At 60.5% G+C, this 25416-nt stretch carries 19 protein-coding genes; all 19 read right to left on the bottom strand.

Annotated elements, in window-relative coordinates:
- Positions 1 to 130: 130 nt before the first annotated feature.
- The 19 genes from dnaG to smc all read right to left on the bottom strand — a co-directional run bounded on the left by dnaG (position 131) and on the right by smc (position 25410).
- Entirely contained in the window at positions 131 to 2020 is a 1890-nt protein-coding gene (dnaG, locus tag VI215_03960; GenBank protein HEY6191463.1) for a DNA primase, read from the bottom strand.
- 323 nt (positions 2021 to 2343) lie between these two features.
- The gene (locus VI215_03965; protein ID HEY6191464.1) at positions 2344 to 3489 is read right to left on the bottom strand and encodes a KamA family radical SAM protein; all 1146 of its coding nucleotides are present in this window, start codon (positions 3487 to 3489) and stop codon (positions 2344 to 2346) included.
- Between the two features lie 25 nt (positions 3490 to 3514).
- Positions 3515 to 4027 (bottom strand): GNAT family N-acetyltransferase, encoded by a 513-nt coding sequence (locus VI215_03970; protein ID HEY6191465.1) that lies wholly within the window; start codon positions 4025 to 4027, stop codon positions 3515 to 3517.
- On the bottom strand, positions 4003 to 5085 hold the full coding sequence (locus tag VI215_03975) for an ATP-grasp domain-containing protein (protein HEY6191466.1): 1083 nt from the start codon (positions 5083 to 5085) through the stop codon (positions 4003 to 4005). The genes VI215_03970 and VI215_03975 overlap by 25 nt, the downstream gene beginning before the upstream one ends.
- A gap of 8 nt (positions 5086 to 5093) precedes the next feature.
- A complete protein-coding gene (locus VI215_03980) occupies positions 5094 to 6206 on the bottom strand; it encodes an ATP-grasp domain-containing protein (protein ID HEY6191467.1) in 1113 nt (370 codons plus the stop codon).
- A 240-nt stretch (positions 6207 to 6446) separates the two neighbouring features.
- Complete coding sequence (recG, locus tag VI215_03985) at positions 6447 to 8648, bottom strand: ATP-dependent DNA helicase RecG (GenBank protein ID HEY6191468.1); 2202 nt, start codon at positions 8646 to 8648, stop codon at positions 6447 to 6449.
- Between the two features lie 106 nt (positions 8649 to 8754).
- The gene (locus VI215_03990) at positions 8755 to 9960 is read right to left on the bottom strand and encodes a hypothetical protein (GenBank protein ID HEY6191469.1); all 1206 of its coding nucleotides are present in this window, start codon (positions 9958 to 9960) and stop codon (positions 8755 to 8757) included.
- A gap of 39 nt (positions 9961 to 9999) precedes the next feature.
- Positions 10000 to 10917: a serine hydrolase gene (locus VI215_03995; GenBank protein ID HEY6191470.1), complete on the bottom strand. Its 918-nt coding sequence runs from the start codon at positions 10915 to 10917 to the stop codon at positions 10000 to 10002.
- Positions 10918 to 11174: 257 nt separating this feature from the next.
- On the bottom strand, positions 11175 to 12173 hold the full coding sequence (locus VI215_04000) for an NAD(P)H-dependent glycerol-3-phosphate dehydrogenase (GenBank protein HEY6191471.1): 999 nt from the start codon (positions 12171 to 12173) through the stop codon (positions 11175 to 11177).
- A gap of 19 nt (positions 12174 to 12192) precedes the next feature.
- Entirely contained in the window at positions 12193 to 12894 is a 702-nt protein-coding gene (gene plsY / locus VI215_04005; GenBank protein ID HEY6191472.1) for a glycerol-3-phosphate 1-O-acyltransferase PlsY, read from the bottom strand.
- Positions 12895 to 12954: 60 nt separating this feature from the next.
- A complete protein-coding gene (gene ispD, locus VI215_04010; GenBank protein HEY6191473.1) occupies positions 12955 to 13674 on the bottom strand; it encodes a 2-C-methyl-D-erythritol 4-phosphate cytidylyltransferase in 720 nt (239 codons plus the stop codon).
- Between the two features lie 11 nt (positions 13675 to 13685).
- Entirely contained in the window at positions 13686 to 14723 is a 1038-nt protein-coding gene (queA, locus tag VI215_04015; GenBank protein ID HEY6191474.1) for a tRNA preQ1(34) S-adenosylmethionine ribosyltransferase-isomerase QueA, read from the bottom strand.
- A gap of 18 nt (positions 14724 to 14741) precedes the next feature.
- A complete protein-coding gene (gene ppdK, locus VI215_04020; GenBank protein ID HEY6191475.1) occupies positions 14742 to 17465 on the bottom strand; it encodes a pyruvate, phosphate dikinase in 2724 nt (907 codons plus the stop codon).
- Entirely contained in the window at positions 17455 to 18192 is a 738-nt protein-coding gene (locus VI215_04025) for a type 1 glutamine amidotransferase (protein HEY6191476.1), read from the bottom strand. The genes ppdK and VI215_04025 overlap by 11 nt, the downstream gene beginning before the upstream one ends.
- Entirely contained in the window at positions 18189 to 19223 is a 1035-nt protein-coding gene (gene lpxK, locus VI215_04030) for a tetraacyldisaccharide 4'-kinase (GenBank protein HEY6191477.1), read from the bottom strand. The genes VI215_04025 and lpxK overlap by 4 nt, the downstream gene beginning before the upstream one ends.
- A 2-nt stretch (positions 19224 to 19225) precedes the next feature.
- On the bottom strand, positions 19226 to 20362 hold the full coding sequence (lpxB, locus tag VI215_04035) for a lipid-A-disaccharide synthase (protein HEY6191478.1): 1137 nt from the start codon (positions 20360 to 20362) through the stop codon (positions 19226 to 19228).
- A gap of 36 nt (positions 20363 to 20398) precedes the next feature.
- Positions 20399 to 20986, bottom strand: a complete 588-nt coding sequence (locus tag VI215_04040) for an isoprenylcysteine carboxylmethyltransferase family protein (GenBank protein HEY6191479.1) — start codon at positions 20984 to 20986, stop codon at positions 20399 to 20401.
- A gap of 6 nt (positions 20987 to 20992) precedes the next feature.
- On the bottom strand, positions 20993 to 21766 hold the full coding sequence (locus VI215_04045) for an MtnX-like HAD-IB family phosphatase (GenBank protein HEY6191480.1): 774 nt from the start codon (positions 21764 to 21766) through the stop codon (positions 20993 to 20995).
- 62 nt (positions 21767 to 21828) lie between these two features.
- Positions 21829 to 25410: a chromosome segregation protein SMC gene (gene smc / locus VI215_04050; protein ID HEY6191481.1), complete on the bottom strand. Its 3582-nt coding sequence runs from the start codon at positions 25408 to 25410 to the stop codon at positions 21829 to 21831.
- Positions 25411 to 25416 lie beyond the last annotated feature (6 nt).

Raw genomic sequence — 25416 nt, forward strand, 5'->3', positions numbered from 1 at the left:
GCGGTGTGATCCAGAACACGTTTCGCTTGAAGGAGTATTCGAACTTTCGTATTCTTAAGCGGGGATAACCTCCTCCTCAATGGAACCATATCTGCATCCCTAAGGGTGACTTCCTCCAGGTCACCCTTTTTTATTCCATTTCCTCGTGGTGGGGCATTTCTCTCGCGTTCCCCTTTTCCTGCAGCTCCTTGATCTTGTTCCGAAGGTCCTTGCTGACTTCGAGATACGGGAGAAGGTCTCCCCCGCGCCGGCTTGCCTCTTCAATCGAGCGCTGGTTCTCCGCCAGCATCCTCTTGAGCGACCGCTCGCGGATACCTCTGAGGGCGTCGGAGGCGAGCTTGAGGGGATCCGCCTGTTCCACCTGTGAGACATCCCATCTTTTGCTGAGCTGGTACTTGGCGAAAACCGCGGAGGCGAGCAGCTTCCTCTGGCCCGAATCCTCGATGTCATCCATCAGCGTCGCCGGATCGATCACCTCTCCGTTTTCGATCCGCCGGACCAGGTAGGCGGCGATCGCCTTGGCGTGAGGATGTGTAAACTCCTCGAGAAGGATCTGGCCGAAGATATAATCCGCAACCGGCCTTCCTCCGTCCAGTATCGCGTTGATGAGATCACGCTCGGCGGGGGGGATCTCTCCGGCCTGGGCCGGGGGCGCTTCGACGGGCGCGGGCCGGGGAGGAACCGCCTTTCTGACAACGGTCTGCCCAACTCCCGGCTGGCGCTTGCCGGCGAGTATTTTTTCAAGCTCCCTGTAGAGGGACGACTCATAGAGCTTGTATTTCTCGGCCACATGCTTCACATAAAAATTCCTTTTCAGCTCGTCGGGCATCCTGGAGATGGTCTCGACGATCGATCGAACGGTCTGCGCATGCCCTTCCGGCGAAGCCAGCTTCCCCTCGCGCTCGGCCATCCGCCCGATGAAATCGATAAAGGAGATCGACTCTCCGGCCAGCTCGCGGAACGCGTCCGCGCCCTGTTTCCGGACAAACGAATCGGGATCCTCCCCCTCGGGTAGTACCGCGACCCGGACATCGAGGTCGCGCTCGAGTATCAGATCCACCCCCCGGAGCGCGGCCTTCGAACCGGCCGAATCCGCGTCGTAGACGATCGTGACGTTCTTCGTGTAGCGGCTGAGGAGCAATATCTGCTCGACCGTCAGCGCGGTCCCGCTCGACGCGACGACATTCTTCACACCCGCCTGGAAGAGGCTGATCAGATCCGCATACCCCTCCACGAGAATCGCATCCTCCTGCTCCCGGATCGCCTCGCGCGCCTGGAACAGGCCGTAGAGGATTCTGCTCTTATTATAGATGGGGGTTTCGGGAGAATTGATATACTTGCCGAGGGGGTCGTCTTCGAGGAGTTTCCGGGCTCCGAAGCCCACGATCCTGCCCGTCGTGGAAAAGATCGGGAACATCGCCCGCCCCCGGAAATAATCGTACGCCGACCCGTCTGCGCGCTTGCGGATCAATCCCGCAGATTCGAGCAAGGGGACCGAAATTTTCTTTTCGGACGCATGCTTCAGGAATGCGTCCCACGAATTCGGCGCGAAGCCGAGCTGAAACGCCTTGATCGTCTCATCGGTGAAACCCCGGTGGCGGAGGTACTCGAGCGCCAGCCTCCCTTCGCTGCCGGCGGTGAGAGAGGAATGGAAGAACAGCGCGGCCGTCCGGCAGACCTCATACAACTGTTCGTGTTCGTCGGAGGCGGCGTCCCCGCCAGGGGAGTAGGTCGGGAGAGCGATGCCCGCTCGATCGGCGAGGGACCGGACCGCCTCGATGAAGCTGACCTTTTCGAACTCCATCACGAAGGTGAACGCGGTGCCGCCCACTCCGCATCCGAAGCAATGGTACATTTGCCGGTCGGCTGAGACGTTAAAGGACGGAGTTTTCTCGGAATGGAACGGACAGAGGCCGATATAGTTCTTCCCGCGCTTCTTGAGCTTGACCGACGCGCCGATGAGATCGACAATATCGGTCGCAGCCCGGATCTCGTCTATTTTTTCGGGGGGAATGCGCATGGATTCAAAGAATTTCGATCAGATGGTCGCCCGGGGGAGCGGTCAGGCGGATGCGTGATACCGAAGCAATATAAGGGTCGCGGGATTGAATGTCAACGAGGGGCGCGCGCGACGGGGGCGCGGAGCGGGAAAGAATAAAGATCCCGGCCTAAAGCATGCCGGGATGACGAGCGGGTGGGTGTGGGAGCGAGCGGGGCGCGGAGCGCCCAAATAGGACGCTCCCACGCGGAGCGTGGGAGCGAGTGATCATTCGAGCGTGGGAGCGAGAAAGAATGAAGATCCCGGCCTAAAGCATGCCGGGATGACGGTATATTAGATTGCGTCTATCTTGTTCCCACCTCAACGTGTTCTGTCTTGCCGTTCCCGTTGCCATTACCGTTTCCGTTGCCTTTGCCGTTCTTGCGCTTGAAGGCCTTCTCGATCGGCGGCAAATGGCCTGCTGGTTCCTCTTCGAGATCGGGGTAGGTGAAGATTTCGTACTTGTAGTTCCGAAGGATGATATTCTTTCCGGCTCTTCCGATGACATACTGGGGAAGGATCGGAATCTTCCCTCCTCCTCCGGGCGCGTCGATGACGTAGCTCGGAATCGCCAGGCCGGAGGTATGACCGCGGAGTTTGTCCATGATTTCCAGCCCCTTGCTCACCGGGGTGCGGAAATAATTCGTTCCCTTGGTCAGATCGGCCTGGTAGAGATAGTAGGGCCTGACCCGCATCGCCAGAAGCTTACGCACGAGCTCCAGCATCACGTCCGGATCGTCGTTCACGCCTTTCATCAGGACCGCCTGGTTGCCGACCGGGCAGCCGGCGTCTGCGAGCATCTCGCAGGCCCGCTTGGCCTCGACCGTGCATTCCCACGGGTGGTTGAAGTGCGTGTTGACATAGACCGGATGGTACTTGCGTATCATCTTGCAGAGCTTCGGCGTGATGCGTTGCGGCAGCACGCAGGGCATCTTGGTCCCGAGCCGTATGATTTCGACGTGAGGAATGTCCCTCAGCCCCTTGAGAACCCTTTCGAGGAGAAAATCGGTCAGCATCAGGGGATCGCCGCCCGAGAGGATGACGTCGCGGACCTCCGGCTTTCCCGCAATGTAATCGATCCCGTCCTGGATGTACTTCATGTTGATCTTCGAGGCGTCTCCGACCTTTCGCTTCCGCGTGCAGAACCGGCAGTACATGGAGCACTGGCTCGTCGTCAGGAAGAGCACCCGGTCGGGATACCGGTGCACGATGCTGGGAACCGGGCTGTGTGAATCCTCGGCCAGGGGGTCTTCGGGAAACCCGTCTTCCATCAGCTCCCGGGCGTCCGGGACGCACTGGAGCCAGATCGGATCCCCGGGGGTGCGGATCAGGCTGAGATAGTAAGGATTGATGCGCGTATGAAAGAGTGAGTTGAGCTTGTCCGCGAGGTCCTTATCGAATCCGAACCGTTCGACCAGATCCTTTCCGCTGTCCACGCTTTGTCGAAGCATTTGCTGCCACAGTTCCATAAAGTCGTTACGCTCCTGATTGTGAGAAATATTTGCCGAAGACGACAAGATCGTCCCCGGGTGTATAATAATCCGTTATCCGGGCGAGCTCCCGGTATCCGTTCTTCCGGTAGAACGACCGCGCCTTCTCGTACGAGGGCTGGGAAGAGGTTTCGGCGACGAGGAGCCGCGCCCCCCTCGACTGAACGAGCTCTTCCACATGCCGGAGAAGCTGGGTCCCAGCCCCGCCGCGGTGGCTGTCGGGGTTGACGGCGATCCAGTAGAGGTCGAACGTTCCGTTGGTGAGCGCAGCGGGCCCGAAGCAGACATAGCCCGCGACCGTCCCGTCGGAGTCGACGCCGGTATAGATATCATAGTCCTGCTGGGAAGTGTCGTGAAGGTAGGCATCGATCAGCTCGAGGGCGACGTCGATTTCTTCGTCTCTGAACGCGCCCGTTTTCCCGAGCATGTCACCGATAACATCCCTGTCCTCCGCACGCGCCGGCCGTATGGTGATCAGGGAAGTCGTTCCAGGGCGCATTCAACGATCTTTCCGACGAGTTCTTCGAACTTGTAACCGTACGCCGCCGCCGACCTGGCGAACCCCGCGTCATCGGAGATGTCGGGGTTGGGGTTCACCTCGAGGATGTACGGTTTGGCGTCCTTGCTCAGCCGGAAGTCGATGCGGGCATAGTCCCTGCAGCCGAGGAGCTGGTATGCGCGGAGCGCCATCTCCTTGATCGTGGCCTCAAGCGCGGGCGGCAGCGGAGCCGGACAGAGGCCTTTGGTGTGCTCGTACTCCTCCGTCCCCTTCATCCATTTCGCGTTGTAACTGATGATCCGGTGGTATTGTTTCGGGAGCGTCGACATGTCGATTTCGGAGATCGGAAAGACGATCGGCTTGCGGTTTCCCATGATGCCGACGTTCAGTTCCCGGCCGTCGATGTACTCTTCCACGAGGGCGGGCTGGTCGAACTGTTCTATTATATAGCGGACCCTCTTCCGCAGCTCCGCAAGGCTCGAAACGATCGAATCCGACTCGATTCCGAGGCTCGCGTCCTCCTGGGAGGGTTTCACGATCAGCGGATAGGCGAGCCGCTCGTCCACGCTCATGCGGCTCCAGGTCTTGAACAGCTGGAAACGCGGCGTGGGCAAGCCGTTATAGAGGAGAATTTCCTTGACCCTCACCTTGTTCAGCGCGGTGCCGAGCGTGAGCGGATCGGAGCCGGTGTAGGGGACCCCCATCAGCTCGTAGATGCCCACCGCGTGCATTTCATGGATGGAGGAATCGCCGACGCTCTCGCAGAGGTTGAACACGACATCGGGGTCCTCGTCGTGCAGAAAGTTCACAAACCGCCGGATATCCCCGTCCACATTGAAGATGCTTGTTTTGAAACCGAGGGCGTTCAGGGCGCGCGCGATATCTTCCTTCTCCTCGAGCACTCCGACTTCCGAAAGGTCCGTCAATACGTCCGCCGTCCCGGCCAGCAGCTTGCCCCCCTCCTGAAGAATCCCGGCCTCGGAGATATACTTCCGGCCCGACTTGGTCAACACCGTCGGCTCATTGTACACGATTGCGACCGTCAGTTTTTTCTTCATGGGTGCTCCTAACGTGAGGGGTTGTGTTGATATCGCAGCGCCGCGAAACCGAGGACGCTCTGCAGGAGGCGATCGTAACCGAGCCCTGCGGCCCGCGCCGCCTTCGGGAAACAGGAGTTGTCTTCGGGTTTGGGGAGTATGCCCGGGAGCGGGTTCAGCTCGAGGATATGCGGCTGTCCGGCGTCGTCGAGACGGACGTCGATCCGGCACCAATCCCGGCAACGGAGGACATTATACGCCTTCCTGCAAATCCGCTCGATTTCATCGCTGAGGGGCGTCGGAATCCTTGCAGGACATTCAAAGATGTCGAGAGGATCGTCTGACCGGTCCCAGATCCACTTCGCTTCGTAGGAATAGATCCGGTTCACCCCGGCGGGGAGCGAATCGAACTTGATTTCCACAATCGGGAGGACGTTCAACCGGTCGCCGTTTCCGAGCATCGCGACGGTGAATTCGCGCCCGGGGAGATACTCCTCGACGATCACCGCTTCCCTGTAGGTCCCCAGGAGCATCTTCACCTGGCGCGTCAGTTCCGCCTTGTCGCGCACCAGCGAAGCGTCAAAAATGCCTTTGCTTGAGCCTTCATGAAGGGGCTTGACGATCGCGGGAAACCTGACGCCCGCGTCTTCGGTCCCGGAGAGATCCGATATCACTGAGAAACGGGGGGTCGGGACCTGGTAGTACGAGAGGATTTCCTTCGCGCGCGACTTGTCCAGGCAGACTGCAAGCGTGAGGGGATCCGATCCCGTGTAGGGGATCCGCAGCATCTCGAGCACGGAGGGGATGTGCGCCTCGCGCGAGACGCCGTGAAGCCCCTCGGCGATGTTGAACACGAACTCCGGCCGGTTGAGAGAAAGCTTTTCGTACGCTTCTCCGTCCGCCTCGATGAGCGTGACGTGGTGAATTTGCGACAGCGCGGAAGCTACGGCTTCGATTGTTTCAGCCGTGTCCCATTCTGCGTAAAGATCGTTGAGAGGTTGAGTGGAAGGAGAGGTGTGAGAGCGAATCGCGAGGCTGGATGCAACTCCTCGCTGAGTACTCGGAGGGTCTGCGGTGTCCTCCGGCAACGACTGTTGTGTTGCATCTTCCTTTTTCTGATTGTACACGAGCGCGACGCGCATCGGATTCATTTCAGCAGGAAGATCTAACAAGTGACTCGTGAATTCCTCTCGACTAGTTGAACAAAAATTTGAATCACATCCAAACTTACAACGCACTGAATCAATTTCTTATGTGTAATATAAACATTTTAAACGATTTGTCAAGAGAAAAATGCATTCTGGAGATGAATTTCATGACATCGCGCCGGAAAAAGTTCGCGCGAAGATGCGCGCGACCATCGTTAGAAAGTTCTAACGATCTCAGCCGGCGTCGATCATCGACAACGCGACCTTCATGCGGGTGAGGAGGTAGTCCCGGAGAGGGAGATCTTCCGCAAGACGGAGATGCGGATCTCTCTCGATCAGATCGAAGGCTTCGCTCCGCGCGATCGACAGAAGTTCCTTGTCCGTTGCGAGGTTTGCAATTTGAAGTTCGGGCAAGCCGCTCTGGCGGGTCCCGAAAAAATCTCCCGGACCCCTCATTTCCAGGTCGATTTCAGCGATTCTGAAGCCATCATGCGTCTCGAGCATGGTGCTCAGCCGCCGGATTGCTTTTTGTTTCTCATCCTCGTTGCCATAGAGGTCCGCCGTCGCCGAGGCCTTGGAAAGAGGGGAACGCATCCAATCGGGCGCGAGGAGGAGACAGAAAGACTGTTCGGCCCCTCTGCCGACCCGGCCTCTCAGCTGGTGGAGCTGGGAGAGTCCGAACCTCTCGGCATGCTCGATGACCATGACGACGGCATTGGGGATATCGATGCCCACCTCGATCACCGTGGTCGACACCAGCACGTCCAACTTCCCCTCCTTGAAGGCGCCCATCACCGCATCCTTCTCCTCGGTCGTCATGCGGCCGTGGATCAGTCCGACTCTCCGCTCCTTGAAGACCGTCGTCTTGAGCGTCTCATAGCTCTCCGTCGCCGCCTTCAGGTCGAGCTTCTCGGATTCCTCGATCAGGGGATAGATGATATAGGCCTGGCGCCCCTTCCCGAGATGTTCGCCGATGAATCGATAGACCGAATTCCGCTCGGATTCGAATTTGACGAAGGTGCGTACCGGTTTGCGGTTCGAGGGTATTTCGTCGATGACGGAGACGTCCAGATCGCCATAGACCGTGAGGGAGAGGGTCCTGGGGATGGGAGTCGCGGTCATGACCAGGATGTCGGGCCGGGGGGCGATCTCCCCCTCCGCCTTCCCCTTGCCCGCAAGGGCTACTCTCTGGGCGACCCCGAACCTGTGCTGCTCGTCGACGACGGCCAGGCCGAGCCGGGCGTACTCCACCGACTCCTGAATCAGCGCGTGCGTGCCGATCACAATTTGCGCCGATCCGCGCCGGACATCCTCCAGGACATCCTCACGGAGCCGGGCCTTCTGTCCGCCGATCAATAACCGGGCGGTCACCGGAAGATCGTTGAGAAAGCTCTTCAGGCTCAGGAAGTGCTGCTCGGCGAGGATTTCGGTGGGCGCCATGAACGCCGCCTGGTACCCGTTCTCGACGGCGATCAGCATGGCGATGAGGGCCACAATGGTCTTTCCGCTCCCCACGTCCCCCTGCAGGAGGCGGTTCATCGGCTTGGGGGAGCTCATGTCGGCGGCGATCTCGTTGATGACGCGCGTCTGCGCGACGGTCAGCCTGAACGGGAGCGAATCGACAAGCTTCCGCGCGAGCTTGCTCCGGGTTTCGAAGATGATTCCCCCCGTCCCCACTTTCACATGGCTCCGGCGGAGGGCGAGCAGCAGCTGCATGGTGAAGAGTTCGTCGAATTTGAGGCGCCTCCGGGCGAGCTCGAGCGTTTCCTTCGACTCCGGGAAATGGATGGAGCGAAGGGCGGACTGGATGGAAATCAACGAGAGTTTCTCCGCGAGCCCGGCCGGAAGCGTCTCACCGATCGCGTCCACGTAGCCGTCGACCGCGGACTTCATGATCTCCCGCAATCCCTTGACATGGAGCCGCGCGTCCTTCATCTCTCCCGAGGAGCGATACTTCGGGACGATCCCCCCTGTATGCAGAAAACCGCCGGCTCCCTCCCCCACGGCAGGATCTATCCGGTCGATCGAGGGGTGGACAAGTTGCGGTTTCCCCCGGTACCCCGTCACCCTCCCGCTCACCGCGAGAGTTTCACCCTCGGTGAACGCCTTCTTGAAGTAGTGGACGGCCCTGAAGAATACGAGCTGCACTTTGCCGGTCTCATCCCCCAGCACCACCGCAAGCCGCTGGCGGGGCGGGCGTCCGAGAAGGCTGGATGTGGCCACGGTTCCGATCACCGTGATCCACCGGCCTGAATCGATCAGGCCGCGGAGGTTGCCGATCGTTTCCACGGCGGAAAGATCGAGGTATCCGAAAGGCAGATAATAGAGGAGATCGCGGACCGTCTTGATGCCGAGCTCGGCAAGCGCCTCTGCGCGCTTCGGCCCTATTTTCGGGAGGTACTGTATGGGAGTATCAGGATCCCTCTGAGCCGACATTCCTAACGATATGGATGAGGAAGAGAGTGTGACAAAGAATAAAGATCCCGACCTGAAACATGCCGGGATGACGAGCTATAGAGCAACGCAGGATACGACCCGTGAATTATTCCTCGTGGCTTCCGGGCATCGTATAGGTCACACCGAGGGAAATCGCGGACTGCCTGAAACGCGCATCGGGGAATCCCGAGAACGGGACGTCCGGCGAGGTGCTCGCCAGGTGACTGTCGATCACATTCGCCGAAACCGCAAAGGCAGGCGACATCCTCCAGCGGAATCCGGCGGTCAGGAAGTTTTCCGAAAGGGGATTTTCGTCGATCTGCTGCGGAGCCGCCTGCGTGAAGAAGCCCGCGTGGAGATTCACAGCCTCGGACAATTCAATCTGCGCCCCGATATGGAACTGAAAGAGATTGCTGTAGCCCTCGGCGAGATGGGACCAGTGCTGGTACTCGACGCTCGCGAGGAGGTCCACGCTGGGAGAGGCGGCCCATGCGGCACCAAGATTGACGGACCAGGGAAAGCTGGCTTTGAATTCATACGTCTCCCGAAGGGCGGTAAACCCCGGCCTCGAAGTGTCGTTCACAGACAGAAGGGAAGGACCCTGGTACGAGCCCGTAAAGGTAGTCGGAGACTCGAAATGGAGAGTGCTTCCGACGCTGAAGCGGTCGGAGATCCGGAAGAGTCCGCCCCCGACCAGGAGAAGCCCGAACCCTCCGCCGTCGGCGGTCACGTTGAATATGTAATCATGGATGTGAACATAATGGATGCCGGCGGTCAACCCCAGGGATAGCTTCTCGTCGACGGTATAGCCGACAGAACTGAACAACGCATGGGCCTTGACGCTTCGGCCGGCCTCGAAAAATCGCCCCGTACCTTCGGGAAAATTCTCGGTCGCCTCTGGAACCTTGAGAGACAAATTGAGATCGAACAGGTTGGCGTAGCCGAAGGCAAGACTGGCCGCCCCGGTTGAAAAACCGGCCGAGGCGAACGACGGAACAATCGTCTGGCCGTCGTAGTCGATGCCGGCCAGCCAGGTGGTATTCAACCGTTGCGTTGCTTCGATGTAGAGCTCAAGGTTGGGATAATTCAGCGCAGCAGGATTCGCGAACGGGGCTCCCGGCATTCCCAACCCGGCTACGCCCGCGCCACCTGAGGCCCAGAAGCCGGAACCGAATCTGGAAAAGGATTCGGGGAGTATGATGTTCACCTCCGTACCGCTGCGGGAACCTGCGGCGGGAGCGGTAGATGAGGTGCCAAGCAAGAGAATTGCCAGACAAGCGAGACTATGGGAGATCTTGATAATCGCATTCATGGAAATCCTCCGCTTGGTTGACAATGTATCAAACGCGCTCTAACGTTTTAGAAAGTGGTCGTAGAGCAGCCGCGAGATCCTGGCCACGGCGAGCGTCGCGCGATTATCGACCTGCTCGCCGGGGTCCTTAGAGTCCGAGCAAAAGATCGCATATGCGTAACGCCCCTTTGAGCATCCCACGATTCCCACATCGTTCTTGACCTCGTCCAGGGATCCGGTCTTGTTACCGATCCAGAGGGTTGAGTCATCCTGGAACGGAAGGAGCCGGGCCGCCATGAGAATATCCTGCTGATTTCGCAGGATCGCCACCATTGAATCGCAGCTCTTCCGGTCGACGATTTCTCCCCGGGCAATGAGCTCGAGCAGTTTCACCATGTCGGCGGGAGAGCTGACACCCAATCCGAAGCGCCGCGCTTCCTCGGTTTTTTTCTTCGTGCGAAACGAGTAAACCTTATTGAGCAATTTCGTGTGGGCCAGCCCCAGTTCCCTCATTGTAGAATTTACCGCTTCGAGCTTCTCATCATGCTCCCTCCCGAACTGGTCGATGACATAGTTCGTCGCAGTGTTGTCGCTAAGTATGATCATCAGCGTTGCGACATCGATCAGTTTCAGGCTCTGCCCTCCATGCACATACTGCAGAATCCCCGAGCCCGGCTTCCTGACGCTGTCTGCAAGGAGGACCGGCTTGTCCCCCAGAGTGGGCTCCTTCTCCAAACGATAAAAGAGTGTCACGAGAACAGGCAGCTTGATCACGCTCGCGGTCGGAAAGAGCGAGTCGGCATTCACTGAGATGCGCTCACCCGACCCGAGGTCTACCGCGGAGACTCCCACTCGCCCGCCGAATTCGGCCGCGAACCCCCTAATGCGCTCCTCGAGCCCCTCCCGATTCTGGGCTTGAAGGACCAGGGGAGCAAGGATGAAAAGGAGAATAATCCTCAAGTATCTTGTTCCGGACATTTCATTTGCCGCTTTGCATTCCCACGCAGAGCGTGGGAACGAGGATGATTCGGGCTTGGTAGCCGCAGCCTTTAGGCTGCGGTTAAAAGCCCACGACCTGAAGGTCGTGGCTACCGTTGCCTCTGGCGGTTTCGCTTGGTAGCCGCAGCCTTTAGGCTGCGGTCCGCGACCTGAGGGTCGCGGATTTTATTGACGGTCGTGGGGATCCTTCGCGGAGTTTACCCCGCGAAGGCGGGGCTCAGGATGACAATTGGGTCTTACCCCTCCCCCTTTGCATCCCGTGTCATCAGATCCGAGGTCGCGGCGATGGGGTCCTTGTCTTCGAAGAGAACCTCGAAGACTTCGTTGCTGATCGGCAACTCCACGTTGTATTTCACGGAAAGATCGTGGACCGACCGGGTCGTCGCCACCCCCTCGGCGACCATCACCATGTCCGCGAGCACGGCGCGCAATTTCCTCCCCTTTCCGATCTCCTCTCCCACGTGCCGGTTCCGGCTGTGCTTGCTCATGCAGGTTGCGATAAGATCGCCGATACCGGACAGCCCGGCGAAGGTCCTTTGCTGGGCGCCCATCACCGTTCCGAGCCTCGAGAGTTCCACCGTCGCGCGGGTCATGATTGCGGCTTTCGTGTTGTCCCCGAATCCGGCCCCGTCGGCGATGCCCGCGCCGATCGCGATCACGTTCTTGATCGACCCCGCCAGTTCGACGCCACGGATGTCGTCGCTCGAATAGACCCTGAAATACGGGGTCATGAACGCCTGCTGCACCTTCTTCGCAACCCCCAGATCGGTCGAGGCGGCAACGACCGCGGTCGGGACCTGCCTGCTCACTTCTTCGGCGAAGCTCGGACCGGAAAGGGTGACGATGTTCTCCTGCCTGACGGTGGGCAGCACGTCCAGCAACACGCCGGACATCGTCATCAGGGAACTGTTCTCGATCCCTTTCGAGACGTTGACGATCGTCGTGGAGGTGAAATCGTGGCTCCGGAGCCGCTCACCGATCGGGCGGATGAATTGAACCGGCACGGCGGCGACGAGCAGGTCGCAGTGCGAGACCGATTGTTCGAGGTCGCTGGTGATTTCGATATTGCCGGGGATTTTGACGCCGGGAAGGAGCGTGCGGTTCTCCCGGCTCGCGATGATCGCCTGGGCATGGTCCTCGCGATGCGCCCAGAGAATCACCTGGTGGGAATTGGAGCTGAGCAGGACGGCGAGCGTTGTACCCCAACTGCCGGCACCCAGCACCGTGATGCGCATCGGAGGTTCTTGGCGAGGTTTACGTGTTCGGGCGACGCCCGCTCCCGTCCCTGTTCTTTCTGAGGAGGGGAACATGCGTAAGCCGGTTTTCAGTGCCGGCCAGCAGGCGCTTGATGTTCGAGCGGTGCGTGAAGATCAGCAACAGGGAGATCCCGACGCTGAAGAAGATCAGCGTGTGATACCCCTGTAAATCCGCGTGAAAGAGGTTGTGGCGGAAGAGCATCGTCAAAGGAAACGCGACCGCAGCCGTGATGGACCCGAGGGAGACGTACCTCGAAATCAGAAAGACGAGCGAAAAAACGCCGATCGCGACGAGCAACTCAATTGTGGCAAGTCCGAGAAGGACTCCGCCCGCGGTGGCGATCCCTTTTCCGCCGCGGAACCCGCCGAAGGCGGTCCAGACGTGGCCGAGAATCGCGGCGCATCCGGCGATAATCTGAATGACAGTGAAATCTTCGAACGGCGTCCGGTTTGTGAAGGGAGTCGGCCCGTACATCAGCTTCGTCACGAGCATCGTCGCGACATACCCCTTCAGGATGTCGAGGGCGATCACGAGCAGCCCGAGTTTGGGGCCGAGGACCCGGAATACGTTTGTTCCGCCGGCATTTCCGCTGCCATGCTTGCGAATGTCTATCCCCCGCGAAAGCTTCGAGACGATGATGCTCGTGGGGATCGATCCGACGAAATAGCTTAAAATAACGACGATTGCAAGTGGCAGCATGAAAAACCCTTTAAAGTGTGCTATTTAACTCCATTTAAGATACTAAATTTAAGCATTAAATCAAGATGTGTGTGCTGAGGATCGCTTCCGCGTTGCGATCAGCTTTGCGAGCTCATAATCCTCGGGGGTCGTAATCTTGATGTTTTCGTAGGCGCCCGGGACGATTGCGACCGTCTTCCCTGTCCGTTCCACCAGGCTCGCCTCGTCGGTACCGGTGAACCCGTCCGCATCGGAATGCTCAAAAGCGCCGCGGAGGTCGGCATACCTGAAGGCCTGGGGGGTCTGCGCGATCCAGAGCTCGTCCCGGGGGGGCGTCGATTGTACCAACCCTCCGGCACCCGCGATCTTGATGGTGTCGGTGACGGGGATCGCGATCAGAGCGGCATCCGCGCGGCTCAGGGCGGCCAGGACATCCTGAACGATTTTGACGTCGATGAACGGCCGGACCGCGTCGTGCACGATGACGGTCTCCACGCTGAGACCCTCGAGCAACCGGAGCCCGTTCCTGACCGAATCCTGGCGCCGTATGCCCCCTTCGGCGACCGCAAGGACCTTCGAAAAACGGTACTGCGTCACAATTTTCCTCATCTCCCCGATCTGGTCTTTTCCGACAACCAGGACGATCGAGTCGACTTCCGGGCAATTCTGAAAATGTTCGATGGTCCAGGCGACGATCGGCTTTCCGTCAAGGTCGAAAAACTGCTTGGGACCACGGGGGCCCATACGGACCCCCCGCCCCGCCGCAGGAATCACAACGCCAACTCTCCCGTTTTGCAGCACGGATCAGGCTCTCAGATGATGAGCATTGCGTCGCCGTAGCTGTAGAAACGCCACCGCTCCTTGATCGCTTTCTTATACGCCCGCATGACGAAATCCCGGCCGGCGAAGGCGCAGGAGAGCATCAGCAGGGTCGATTCCGGCATGTGGAAGTTCGTAATCAGGTGGTCGACGATCTTGAAGTCGTACGGCGGAAAGATGAACTTGTCCGTCCAGCCCTTGTTCGCTTTCAGGTGCCCGGTCGTCGTCACGCTCGATTCGATGGCCCTGGTCGTGCTCGTCCCCGCCACGAACACGTTCCCCCGGCTGTCGATCGTCCGGTTGACGATGTCCACGGTGAACTGCGGGATCTCGTAGTACTCGGAGTCCATCTTGTGCTTCGAGAGGTCCTCCACCTCGACGGGGCGGAACGAACCGAGTCCGAGGTGCAGGGTGACGGGGGCGACCTTCACTCCCTTCTTCTCCAGCTGGGCGAGAAGCCGCTTCGTAAAATGGAGGCCGGCGGTGGGCGCCGCGACCGAACCGATGTTCTTCGCATAGACCGTCTGGTAATACTCCTTGTCGGATTCCTCCGGCTCCCGCTTGATGTAATGCGGAAGCGGCGTCATCCCGATCCGTTCGATGACCTTGAAGAGATCGTTCTTGTAATTGAACCTCACCGTCCGGCCGCGGGAGGTCGTATTATCGATCACCTCGCACCAGATCTTCCCGTCGTCGAAATAGATCTTGTTCCCGATGCGCACCTTCCGCGCCGGATCGACGATCACGTCCCAGATATTCTCCTCGGGGTTGAGTTCCCGGAGAAGGAAGACCTCGATTTTCGCGTTCGTCTTCTCCTTCTTGCCGAAGAGCCGCGCGGGGAAGACTTTCGTCTGGTTGACCACCAGGCAATCGCCTTTCTTGAAATAGTCGGCGACGTCGGTGAACCGTTTCTCGTCGATGCTGTCGAGAGCGCGATTCAACACCATCAGCCGCGAGGAATCCCTCGGTTTTGCCGGATGTTTGGCGATGAGGTTCCGGGGGAGCGGATACTTGAAATCAGAGAGCTTCATTGGGGAGCACCTTCAGTGTTATTGAGACTTTTTGGTTGCGCGAAGCGCGGCCTGGGCCGCGGCAAGCCGGGCGATCGGAACGCGATAGGGCGAACAGCTGACATAGTTGACGCCGAGCTGGGAACAGAACTCCACCGACTTCGGGTCGCCCCCGTGCTCGCCGCAGATGCCGATCTTGATGTCGGCCCTGGTGGACCGCCCTCCCTCGACGGCTATTTTCATGAGCACCCCCACTCCCTTCCGGTCGAGCGTCTGGAACGGATCGGTGTCGATGATGCGGTGATCGATGTAGAGGGGGAGGAAGCTCCCCGCGTCGTCGCGGGAGACCCCGAGCGTGGTCTGGGTCAGGTCGTTCGTGCCGAACGAGAAGAACTCCGCGACTCCCGCGATCGCGTCGGCCGTGATCGCCGCGCGGGGAAGCTCGATCATCGTGCCGACGAGATAGGAAACCCGCTCTCCCCTCTCCCGGAACACCTCTTCCGCGACGCGGCGGACAATCTTTTCCTGCTCCTCGAGCTCCCTGACGAAGCCCACGAGGGGGATCATCACTTCGGGATGGACGTCTATTCCTTCCCGCTTCGCCTGGCATGCGGCTTCAAAGATCGCGCGGGCCTGCATCTCCGTGATCTCGGGGAAGACGATCCCGAGCCTGCATCCCCGGTTCCCGAGCATCGGATTGAATTCCTTGAGCTGGCTGATTCTCTGAACGATCCGCTCCGCGGGGACCCCTATCTTCTGCGAAAGCTCCCGGATCTCCTTCTCCTCGTGCGGAAGAAACTCGTGCAGCGGCGGGTCGAGCGTCCGGATCGTCACCGGACGGTCCTGCATCACGCGGAAGATTCCGGCGAAATCCTCGCGCTGCATCGGAAGCAGCTTGTCGAGCGCCCGGCGCCTTCCCGCGCGGTCGTCGGCCAGGATCATCTCCCGGACGGCGTCGATGCGGTCGCCCCCGAAAAACATGTGCTCGGTCCTGCAGAGTCCGATCCCCTCCGCTCCGAAAGCGATCGCCACTTCACTCTGGTCGGGCTGGTCGGCGTTGGTTCGTACTTTCAGCACCCGGAATTTATCGGACCACTCCATCAGTTTGCGGAACATCCCATAGACGGGGGAGTCGTCCCCCGCCAGTTCCTTCGTCACGAGAACCCGGATGATGTCCGAGGGCTTCGTCTCGATGCGGCCGCTGATTACCTCGCCCGTCGTCCCGTCGATCGAGAGGAAATCGCCCTGCCGGATGACCGATCCGTTCACCCGCATCGTCTTGCTGACATAATCGAGGTCGAGCGCGCCGCATCCCGCGATGCAGACCTTCCCCATCTGTCGCGCCACGAGCGCGGCATGGGAAGTCATGCCTCCCCGTGCGGTGAGGATCCCTTCGGAGGCGTCCATCCCCTTGATGTCTTCCGGAGAAGTCTCCATTCGGACAAGAATGACCGCTTCGCCCCTCTGCTTCCATTCCTCGGCATCCGAGGCGCTGAAGACCACTTTGCCCGTGGCGGCGCCCGGGCCGGCGTTCAGGCCTTTGGCGAGGAGGCGCCCGCCCCTGACCGCCTTCGTCTTTTCTTCGGAATCGAACACCGGCCGCAGGAGCTGGTTCAACTGTTCCGGCTCGACGCGGATGAGCGCCTCCGCCGGTTTGATCAGCTTCTCGGCGACCATCTCGACCGCGATCCTCAACGCCGCGAGGCCGGTCCGCTTCCCGTTGCGCGTCTGCAGCATATAGAGTTTCCCGCGCTCGATCGTGAATTCGAAATCCTGCATGTCGTGGTAGTGGCGCTCGAGCCGCTTCCGGACCTTCAACAACTGGGCGTGGATCCTGGGATAAATGTCGGCGAGCCCGGAGATTTCGATCGGCGTCCGGGTTCCCGCGACGACGTCTTCTCCCTGCGCGTTCAGGAGGAATTCGCCGTAGAACGAGTTTTCGCCCGAGGCGGGATTCCGCGTGAACGCGACCCCGGTCCCGGAGTTTTCCCCCATGTTGCCGAACACCATCGCCTGAACGTTCACGGCCGTGCCCCAGTGCTCGGGGATCTGGTTCATCTTCCGGTAGGCGATGGCCCGCTCGTTCATCCACGACTTGAAGACCGCGTCGACGGCGCCCCAGAGCTGCTGCAGGGGATCCTGGGGAAAGTCGACACGAAGCTTCTTCCTGATTTCGGCCTGGAAGAGGCCGACCAGCTCGCGAAGGTCGGCGGCGGTCAGGTCGGTGTCGTTCTGGACTCCGCGCGACGCCTTCTTCGCCTCGATGATCACTTCGAACGGGTCCCGGTCGTTCTCGGTCGCGGGCTTGAGGCCGAGGACGACGTCCCCGTACATCTGGACGAGCCGGCGGTAGGAATCATACGCGAACCGCTCGTTTCCGGTTTTCGCGACGAGGCCCTTGACGGTCTGCTCGTTCAGTCCGAGGTTGAGGATGGTGTCCATCATCCCGGGCATCGAAGCGGGCGCGCCGGAACGCACCGACACGAGGAGGGGGTTTTTCGGGTCTCCGAATTTCTTGCCTGTGCTGCGCTCGACCCGGCGAAGGGCCTCCAGGACTTTCTTCCGGAAGCCCCGGGGCGTTGCGCCCTTATGGTCCCGGACGTACGCGCACATCTCCGTCGTGATCGTAAATCCCGGTGGTACGGGCAATCCGATGTTCGTCATCTCGGCCAGGTTCGCCCCTTTTCCACCCAGCAAGAGCTTCATGTCCGCCTTGCCGTCCGCTTTTCCGCCGCCAAATGAATAGATATACTTACGTGACATTCTGTTCTCTCCGCAGGTTCGGGTGTGTGTTGTCGTTCGTTTGTACCGCTCGTAAAAAGCTTTTTAAGAGTAAGGACGAAAACGGCTCTTCGGGGTCCATGATCCGCTCGGGATGCCACTGGACGAGGAGGAAGAAGGGCTTCCGCGCCGAATCCTTCCATTGCATCGCCTCGACGATGCCGTCAGCCGCGCGCGCGGCGACTCTCAAGCCCGCGCCGAGCTTGTCGGCCGACTGGTGGTGGCTGGAATTCACCGGACCGCGGGAGACCCTCACCGCCTCGCGGAGAAGGCTGTCGCCCTCGACTTCGAGCGGGTGGAAGCTCTCGCGGCCGCCCCGGCCCTTGTGCCCCTTATACCCGGCATCTTCAAGATCGGGGATCAGGGTGCCTCCGAGATGGACGTTGGCGATCTGCAATCCCCGGCAGATCCCGAGAACCGGCATGTCCGCCTTCAGCGCGTGGTCGAGGATCCCGCGCTCGAAGTCGTCGCGCTTCCTGTCGACATCCTTGAGCTTCGGATGGTCCGCGCGCCCTCCGAAGATCGCAGGGTCGACGTCCCCTCCTCCGGTCAGCACGATGCCGTCGCACTGATCGGCCGAGCCGGCATCGTCCCGGAGGTAGGAAAGCACTTTGCATTCGACGGGAATCGTTCCGGTCCGCAGCCACGCGAGATACCTCTGAAACTTCGCCGGATCGCCCATCGTGTCGGTAACACCGATTCTCATCATGTTGTCCCTCCGACGGTCCGCTCGAGAAGCGAGTGGAGCAATTCCCTTCCCTCTACGATCTCCGTCCTGATCCTCACGAAATAGACCGGCATCCCCTTAAGCGGCGATTCGCTCTCCATTCCACCGAGGCGAACGGCATCTTTCTCGGTGGTCACCATCATCGCGGCGCCCGACCGGTCATACCTACCCTTGATGCGCTGCAGATCATCCGCCGGGTAGGGGTGATGATCGGGGTATGTCATGGAATCGCGCATGACGGCGCCCATTTCTTTCAACATCTCCGTGAACCTGGATGGATTCGCGATTCCGGAAAAGGCAAAAACAGATTTTCCGCGCAGATCCTCAGTCGCGAGATCTTTCCCCCCGAAGAGAGGGGAAACTCTGTCGGGCACAAATCGAACTCTGACTTCCGGGGCGGCGGAGTATCTGACCAGCCCGTTCTGTCCGGCGCTCCGGCCGGCCGGACCCGAGACGACCAGAAGCCCCGCACGGCGGAGGGACGAGAGCGGCTCGCGCCGCGATCCCGCCGGGAGCATCGGCGTGGCGGCCGGGGATTCACCGATCATAACGATATCGAGGTCCCGCCCGATTCCCCTGTGCTGAAAACCGTCGTCGAGGAGGATGACGTCGGCATGATACCGGTCGACAGCGATCCTCGCGGACTTCGCCCGGCTCTCGTCCGAGATCACGACCGCGCCGGGAAAACGCCTGGCGATCTGATAGGGCTCGTCCCCCGAACGCTCCGCCGTCTCCCGGACCGTGTCGCCGTCGGAGACGACAACCGTCCCGCGCGTCGTGCGCAGGTATCCTCTGCTCAGCACAGCCACTTTTTTCCGTTCCCCCATGAAATATTGAACAAGGTATTCGACAAAGGGCGTTTTTCCGTTTCCGCCCGCGGTCAGGTTGCCCACGGAAATGACGGGCACGCCGGCCCGCACGGCGCCGAAGAGGCGCGCGTCATAGCATCTGTTTCTCAACCAGACGAGGGAGCCGTAGAGCCATGACGCCGGAAGCAGAAACCGCTCCAGCATCTTCAGCTCGCCTGCGATGCGACCGCAAGAACCGCAGCGGCGGCCCTTCCCGACGCCCCGGGCGTGCCGAGCCTTTCCTTCACCGTTCCGAGGCGGCGCGAGATCTCCTTCAGGCGAGCCGGATCGCCGAGGAGCGACGCCGCCTCGCGCGCGAGGAGCGGCGCGGTCGCCCGGCCCTGGAGGAGCTCCGGCACCACCTGCTCGCCGGCCACGATATTGACCAGACCGATGTTCCGGATCCGGATCAGGAGCCGGACGATCAGGTAGGTCATGATCGAGGTCTTGTACACGACAATCATCGGCGTCCCGTAATACGCGGTTTCGAGCGTCGCCGTGCCGGAAGTCACCAGCACCAGGTCCGAATTTTTCATCACGTCATAGGTCGCGTCCCGGATCAGCGCCACCGGGAGGTCGTCGCGCAGGAACGACTTCAGAAAATCGAGCTCGAGCACCGAGGAAACGGCGACGGCGAGCTGGACACCGAGCTCCCGGTGCAGGATGCGCGCCGCCCCGAGCATCACCGGAAACATCCGCTCGATCTCCTGTCTCCTGCTTCCGGGGGCGAGTCCGACGATCTTTTTCTCCGGATCAAACCCGTACCGCTTGCAGAACTCGGGACGCCCCTGGGGCTCGGTGAAGACGTCGAGCAGCGGGTGCCCCGTGAATTCGACGTCGATTCCATTGGCCCGGTAGAGATCCACTTCAAACGGGAACACGACGAGCATTTTGTCGATCAACCCCTTCATTTTTTTCACCCGTCCCGGGTTCCAGGCCCACACCTGGGGGCTGATATAATAGACGATCTTCATGCCGAGCTTTCTGGCGACCCGGGCGAATCGCAGGTTGAAGCCCGGATAGTCGATCAGGACAAGGACCGACGGCCTGCGTGCCTTCACGATCGCCTCGAGCGTCCGCTCGACGGACCGGAGAAGCGGAAGATGCTGGATGACTTCCAGGAACCCCATAACCGAGAGTTCCCGGATATGATAGATCAGGTCCATCCCCGCCGCGCGCATCTTGTCGCCCCCGATTCCGAAAATCTCGCATCCGGGGCTTCGCCGTTTCAACTCGCGGACGAGGCCGGAGCCGTGCAGGTCGCCCGACGGTTCCCCCGAGACAATCATGATGCGCATCGTCATCGGCCGCGCCGGCCGTGCGTGGAGCGGTTCACTCCGCTATCCCCGTACGCGCCAGATCGCGCAGAGAAGCAGGGTGAGGATCGCAATCGCCTGCAGCGTCCTTTTTTCAGAACGCAATCCCCTCCGGACGTCCGTCTCCGGCTGGGGATTCGAGCCCGCCGGATATTTCTTCAACAGGGGAAGGAACCTCGGAACCGACGCGCAGTAGCGGATAAATTCGTCCTTGAACGTCTTGAGCAGGTATTCCTCTTCGAGGCTCACGATCAGGGAATATTGCCAGAAGAAATAGACCACCGCGGCGACAGAGAGCCAGAACGCGTTCGACATGATTCCGAGTCCGAGATACATGAGCATGTTCCCCAGATAGAGAGGGTTTCGGACGTGGGCGAACGGGCCCCGCGTAATGAGATACGTTCCCCCGACCGGCCCGGTGGTGCGCGTTTCGCTGCCGGCGATCGAGACGCCCCAGAGCCGCAACATCTCTCCCGCGGCGACCACCGCAAACCCCGCCAGCATGCCCGCCGGCGCCGGCCGGGCGAGGACGATCATCGCGACGAGGAACGGGATCGGAGTATAGCTGCGATACTGGAATAATCGTTGTCGTAGATCCATTGGTTTGGGCAAACCGTCTCATCCGCCGAGGTAGACTTCGCAACGGGCCAGCTCCGCGCGGCGGCGTTTCCGGAGCCGCACGCCGCCGACCGGGTCCTTGCGGTCGATCATTTTCGCCAGCCGCTTCGTGATATCCCCGAACGTCCGGTAGGACACGAACGGGATGCCGGATGTCCGGCAGTACTCCATCAGCTCGTCTTTCGCAAAAACGACGTCGGCGTATTGCGCGGGACACCGGTCGGAATATCCCTCGCCGACATAGACGATGATGTCCTCGTCCGCCGAGAGGGTCAGGATATGATTCCTCTTGCAACACGCGCAGCGCTCGCAGTTTTCATCCCGGTAGGGAAACGAGGGCCGGAACCGCACGCGGGAACTCCCGTCGACCGGCACAAGTTCCAGCGTGTTCGCGAAGAACGGGACGCGGTCGAGGCCATTGTTGTTGAGGATCCGGGCGATGTAGTACCCCATTCCGTCGCTGAGGATCGTGCAACCGATCCCTCTCTCCTCGCAGAACTTCACAAATCCGGCAAACGTGGAATCGATCTCCTGGCCGTCGAGAAACGCGTCGAGCGATTGCGGTTCGACTTCCCCGCAGGCTTCGCACTCGCGGCGGAAACATTCCGTCGCTGTGAGGGTCCCCGCGCGGTACTGTTCGACCAGCTCGAGGCACGTGCGGCCTCCGAAGGTCTCGAATAACAGGTCTCCGACGTCCTTGCGCGAGATCGTACCGTCAAAATCGATGAACGTCCGGATCATGAAGGCCTTGAGGAGAAGAACACAATACAACAACTCGTCATGCTGACATGCTCCTGGTCAGCATCTTCATTCGTTGACGGGCTTGAGACTGCGCACTAACCGGAGACTGCCGCGGACCGCAGGCGGGCTTCCTCGTTGAAACGGACGGTGACAATCTTGGATATCCCCTCTTCTTCCATCGTGACGCCGTAGAGCGCGCTCGCCGCTTCCATCGTCCGCTTGTTATGCGTGACCACGATGAACTGCGTGTTGTTGGAGAATTTCTTGAGAATGCGCGTGTACCGGTCGATGTTGGAATCGTCGAGCGGCGCGTCGACCTCGTCGAGAATGCAGAACGGGCTCGGTTTCACAAGGTAGATCGCGAAGAGAAGGGCGATGGCCGTCAGCGTCTTTTCACCGCCGGAAAGCAGATCGATCGAAGTGGGCCGCTTGCCCCGGGGCTTCGCGATGATCTCGATGTTCGCCTCCAGGGGGTCCACTCCCTCCTCGATCCTGAGGTCGCACTCGTCCCCTTCCTGGAACAGCTCCTTGAAGGTCGTGATGAAGTTGTCCCGGATTTTCGAGAACGTCTCGGAGAACTTGTTCTGCGCCGTCGTGTTGATCTCGTCGATCGTGCTGAGGAGCGTCTTCTCGGCCTCGAGAAGGTCGTCCCGCTGGCCGGTGAGGAAGGCCAGCCGTTCGCTCTCGCCTTTGAACTCGTCGAACGCCGCAAAGTTGATCGCCCCGAGGACCCGGATGCGGTCCTTGTGGCCCTTGATGTCGTCGCGGAGCTGCGCGAAGTCGACCCACTCGTCCTCGGGGTACGGCTTCAGGGTGAGTTCGAGCTCGAATTCCTCCTTCGCGCGCCCCTTCAGGTGCTCGATATTCGATTTCAGCTCGGAGATTTTCATCTCGAGCTCGTGGGCCGCCGCCACCGAGTCTTCGTGCATCCGGCGCTCGTCCTTCATCTTGAGCTCGATCTGGTGAAGCTCGCTGCGCTTGGAGGAGTGCGCCTCCTCGATCCCCCGGACTTCCTCTTCCAGCCGCTGGAAGCTCTGCCGGAACACCGCCAGCTCCTCCGTCTGGGAGGCGATCTGGGATCCGAGCCGCGTGATTTCCTCGCGGGCGCGCGTGATTTCCTCGTCGCGGCGCAGGAGGGTGACCCGGATGTCCTCCGACCTGGCGTCGCCCCGCTCGATGTCCCGTTCGGTGTTGCGGATGTCGCCCTGGAGCGTCACCACCTTGATTTCAAGCTCGTTCACGCTCCTGGTCAGGTCGGTCCACTCGGCCTCCAGTTTCTCCAGCTCGCGCGCGGCAGTGGCTGCCATCCCTTCGTGCTCCGTTTTCCTCTGTTCGCTCGCCGCCAGATCTCCGGTGGCCGCCTCATGCTTCAAACGAAGCTTGACGATTTCATCCTGGAGCAGGCCCGTCTCCGACTGATTTCGCCCCACCGCGTCTCTGGCGCGCCCCTTTTCAAATTCGATCTGGGCGATCCGCATCTCGATCGCGGTCATGTCCTTCTCAATTTTCTTCACCGCCGCCACGAACGATTTCACCTCGAGCGCCTCGGCGGAAGCGCTCTTCGCCTTGATTTCTTCCACGATGCGCTCCAGACGGACGCCGGTTTCCTTCATCCCTTCGCCGAGCTCGGTGATCTGCTCTTTCTTGCCGATCACTCCCCCCTCGTCGAACCGCTTGCTCCCGCCCCGGATCGTCCCCGTCGTCGAAACGACCTGCCCGTCGAGCGTCACGCAGCGCACCCCGGAAAAGTTTTTGACGGTTCCGGCGACCGCGTCGAGCGTTCCCACCAGCGCCACGTCCTGGAGGAGAAAATTGATCAGAGGACGGTAGGCGGGGTCGCAGTGCACGACATCCTGGGCCCAGACGCATTGAGCGGCGTCCTTCCTCCTTTTGCGGCTGCTCCGGCCTATGCGCCGGGAAACCCTGGGCACCCAATCGAGGCAGATGAAGGTCGCTTTCCCCTTGTCCTGGCGCCGGAGCTCCTCGAGCGCGGCGTACCCGTCCTTGACGTCCCGCACGACGAGCATGTGCGCCGCCTCGCCGAGAGCCGCCTCCACCGCCACGCGGTATCGCTCTTCCGCATGCACGAGGTCAGCGACCGTCGTAAGATTCTTCACCACCCACTTGTGGCTGCCGAGCAGGAAGCGCGTCCCCTCGGAATACCCCTCGTTGCTTTCGACCATTTTCCGGAGGAAATCGATCCGGGACGCCTTTCGCTCGATTTCGTTCCTGAGCGCGTCGGACTGTTTCTGGAGGCGGTCGACTTCGTCGTTCAGCTCCTTCTTCGCCTTCTCGCGCTCCATCAGCTTCATCTCCGCCTCGACGAACTGCCTCCTCAACTCGCGGTCCTCCGCGGTGAGCTGGGCGACCCGTTCGGCGTTATTCAGGATGTCGGTCTCGTAGAGGGCGTTCTCCTCGTTCGCGCGGTCGATCCTTCCCTGCAGGTTGTGGATCCGCTCCGTGATACGGTCCCGCTCGCCCCGTTTCTCGACGAGCTCGTGCGCGAGCCCGAGGATCGAGACCCTGTACGCTTCGACCTCGGATTTTTTCGCCTCCACCGCGCGCCCCTGCGTCTGGCGGTTCTCCTTCATTTCCAGAAAATGCTGTTCCGACGCAGCGAGCTCGACACGAAGCTGCTCGACCGACGCGTGGAGGGTCGTCTGTTCCGCGCCGAGGCGCTCCTGCTGTCCCTGCAGGCCCGTCTTCTCCTGTTCGTACCGCTCGATGTTCGATCCGAGCGAATTCGAACGCTCGTTCGCGACGAGAATCCTCTCTTCGGCGCGGTGGATCGTCTCGAACTGGGCGGCGGTATCGCGCTGCTTCAGCTGGAGCTGCTCCTCGATCTCCCGGAGCGAGCTTCCGAGGAGGTCGGCCCGCTCTTCCTGGGACTGGAGCGTTTCGTGAATGCTCGACTTGTCGGTCTTCGCGGAGGCGAAGCGCTCTTCGAGCGGCACAAGCTTGCCCTGGAGGTGCGCATACTCGCGCTCGAGGAGATCGACTTCGAGCCGCTTCAGTTCGGAAGAGACCTCGTTGTACTGCTCGGCCCGTTTCGCCTGGCGCTCGAGCGAGTTGACGGTTTTCTGGACTTCCTTGACGATGTCGCTGACGCGCATCAGATCCTGCTGGACGCTCTCGAGCTTGCGCATCGCGGCCTTGCGGCGGAACTTGTATTTGGTCACTCCGGCCGCCTCTTCGAAGAGCCGCCGGCGCTCGTCGGTCTTGTCGCTGAGAATCGTCTCCACCATTTTCAGCTCGATCACCGAGTACGCGTCGCTCCCCATGCCGGTGTCCATGAACAGGTCCAGAATATCCTTGAGCCGGCAGGGGACCTTGTTCAGAAGGTATTCGCTCTCGCCGGAACGGAAGACCCTGCGCGTGACGGTCACCTCGGAGTACTCGGTCGGGAGGATCCCCTTGGTGTTCTCGATGGAAAGCGAGACTTCCGCGAGGCCGAGCGGTTTCCGGCTCTTTGTCCCGTTGAAGATCACGTCTTCCATCTTGTCGCTCCGGAGCGTGCTGTAGCGCTGCTCGCCGAGCGCCCACCGTATGGCGTCCACGATGTTCGTCTTCCCGCAGCCGTTCGGACCCACGATCGCGGTCACGCCTGTGTCGAAATTCAGGTTGATCCGCTGGGCGAACGACTTGAACCCGATGACTTCTATTTTGGAGAGGTACATCGCCGG

It is taken from the genome of Bacteroidota bacterium, assembly GCA_036522515.1.
Lineage (GTDB): Bacteria > Bacteroidota > Ignavibacteria > UBA10030 > SZUA-254 > VBOC01.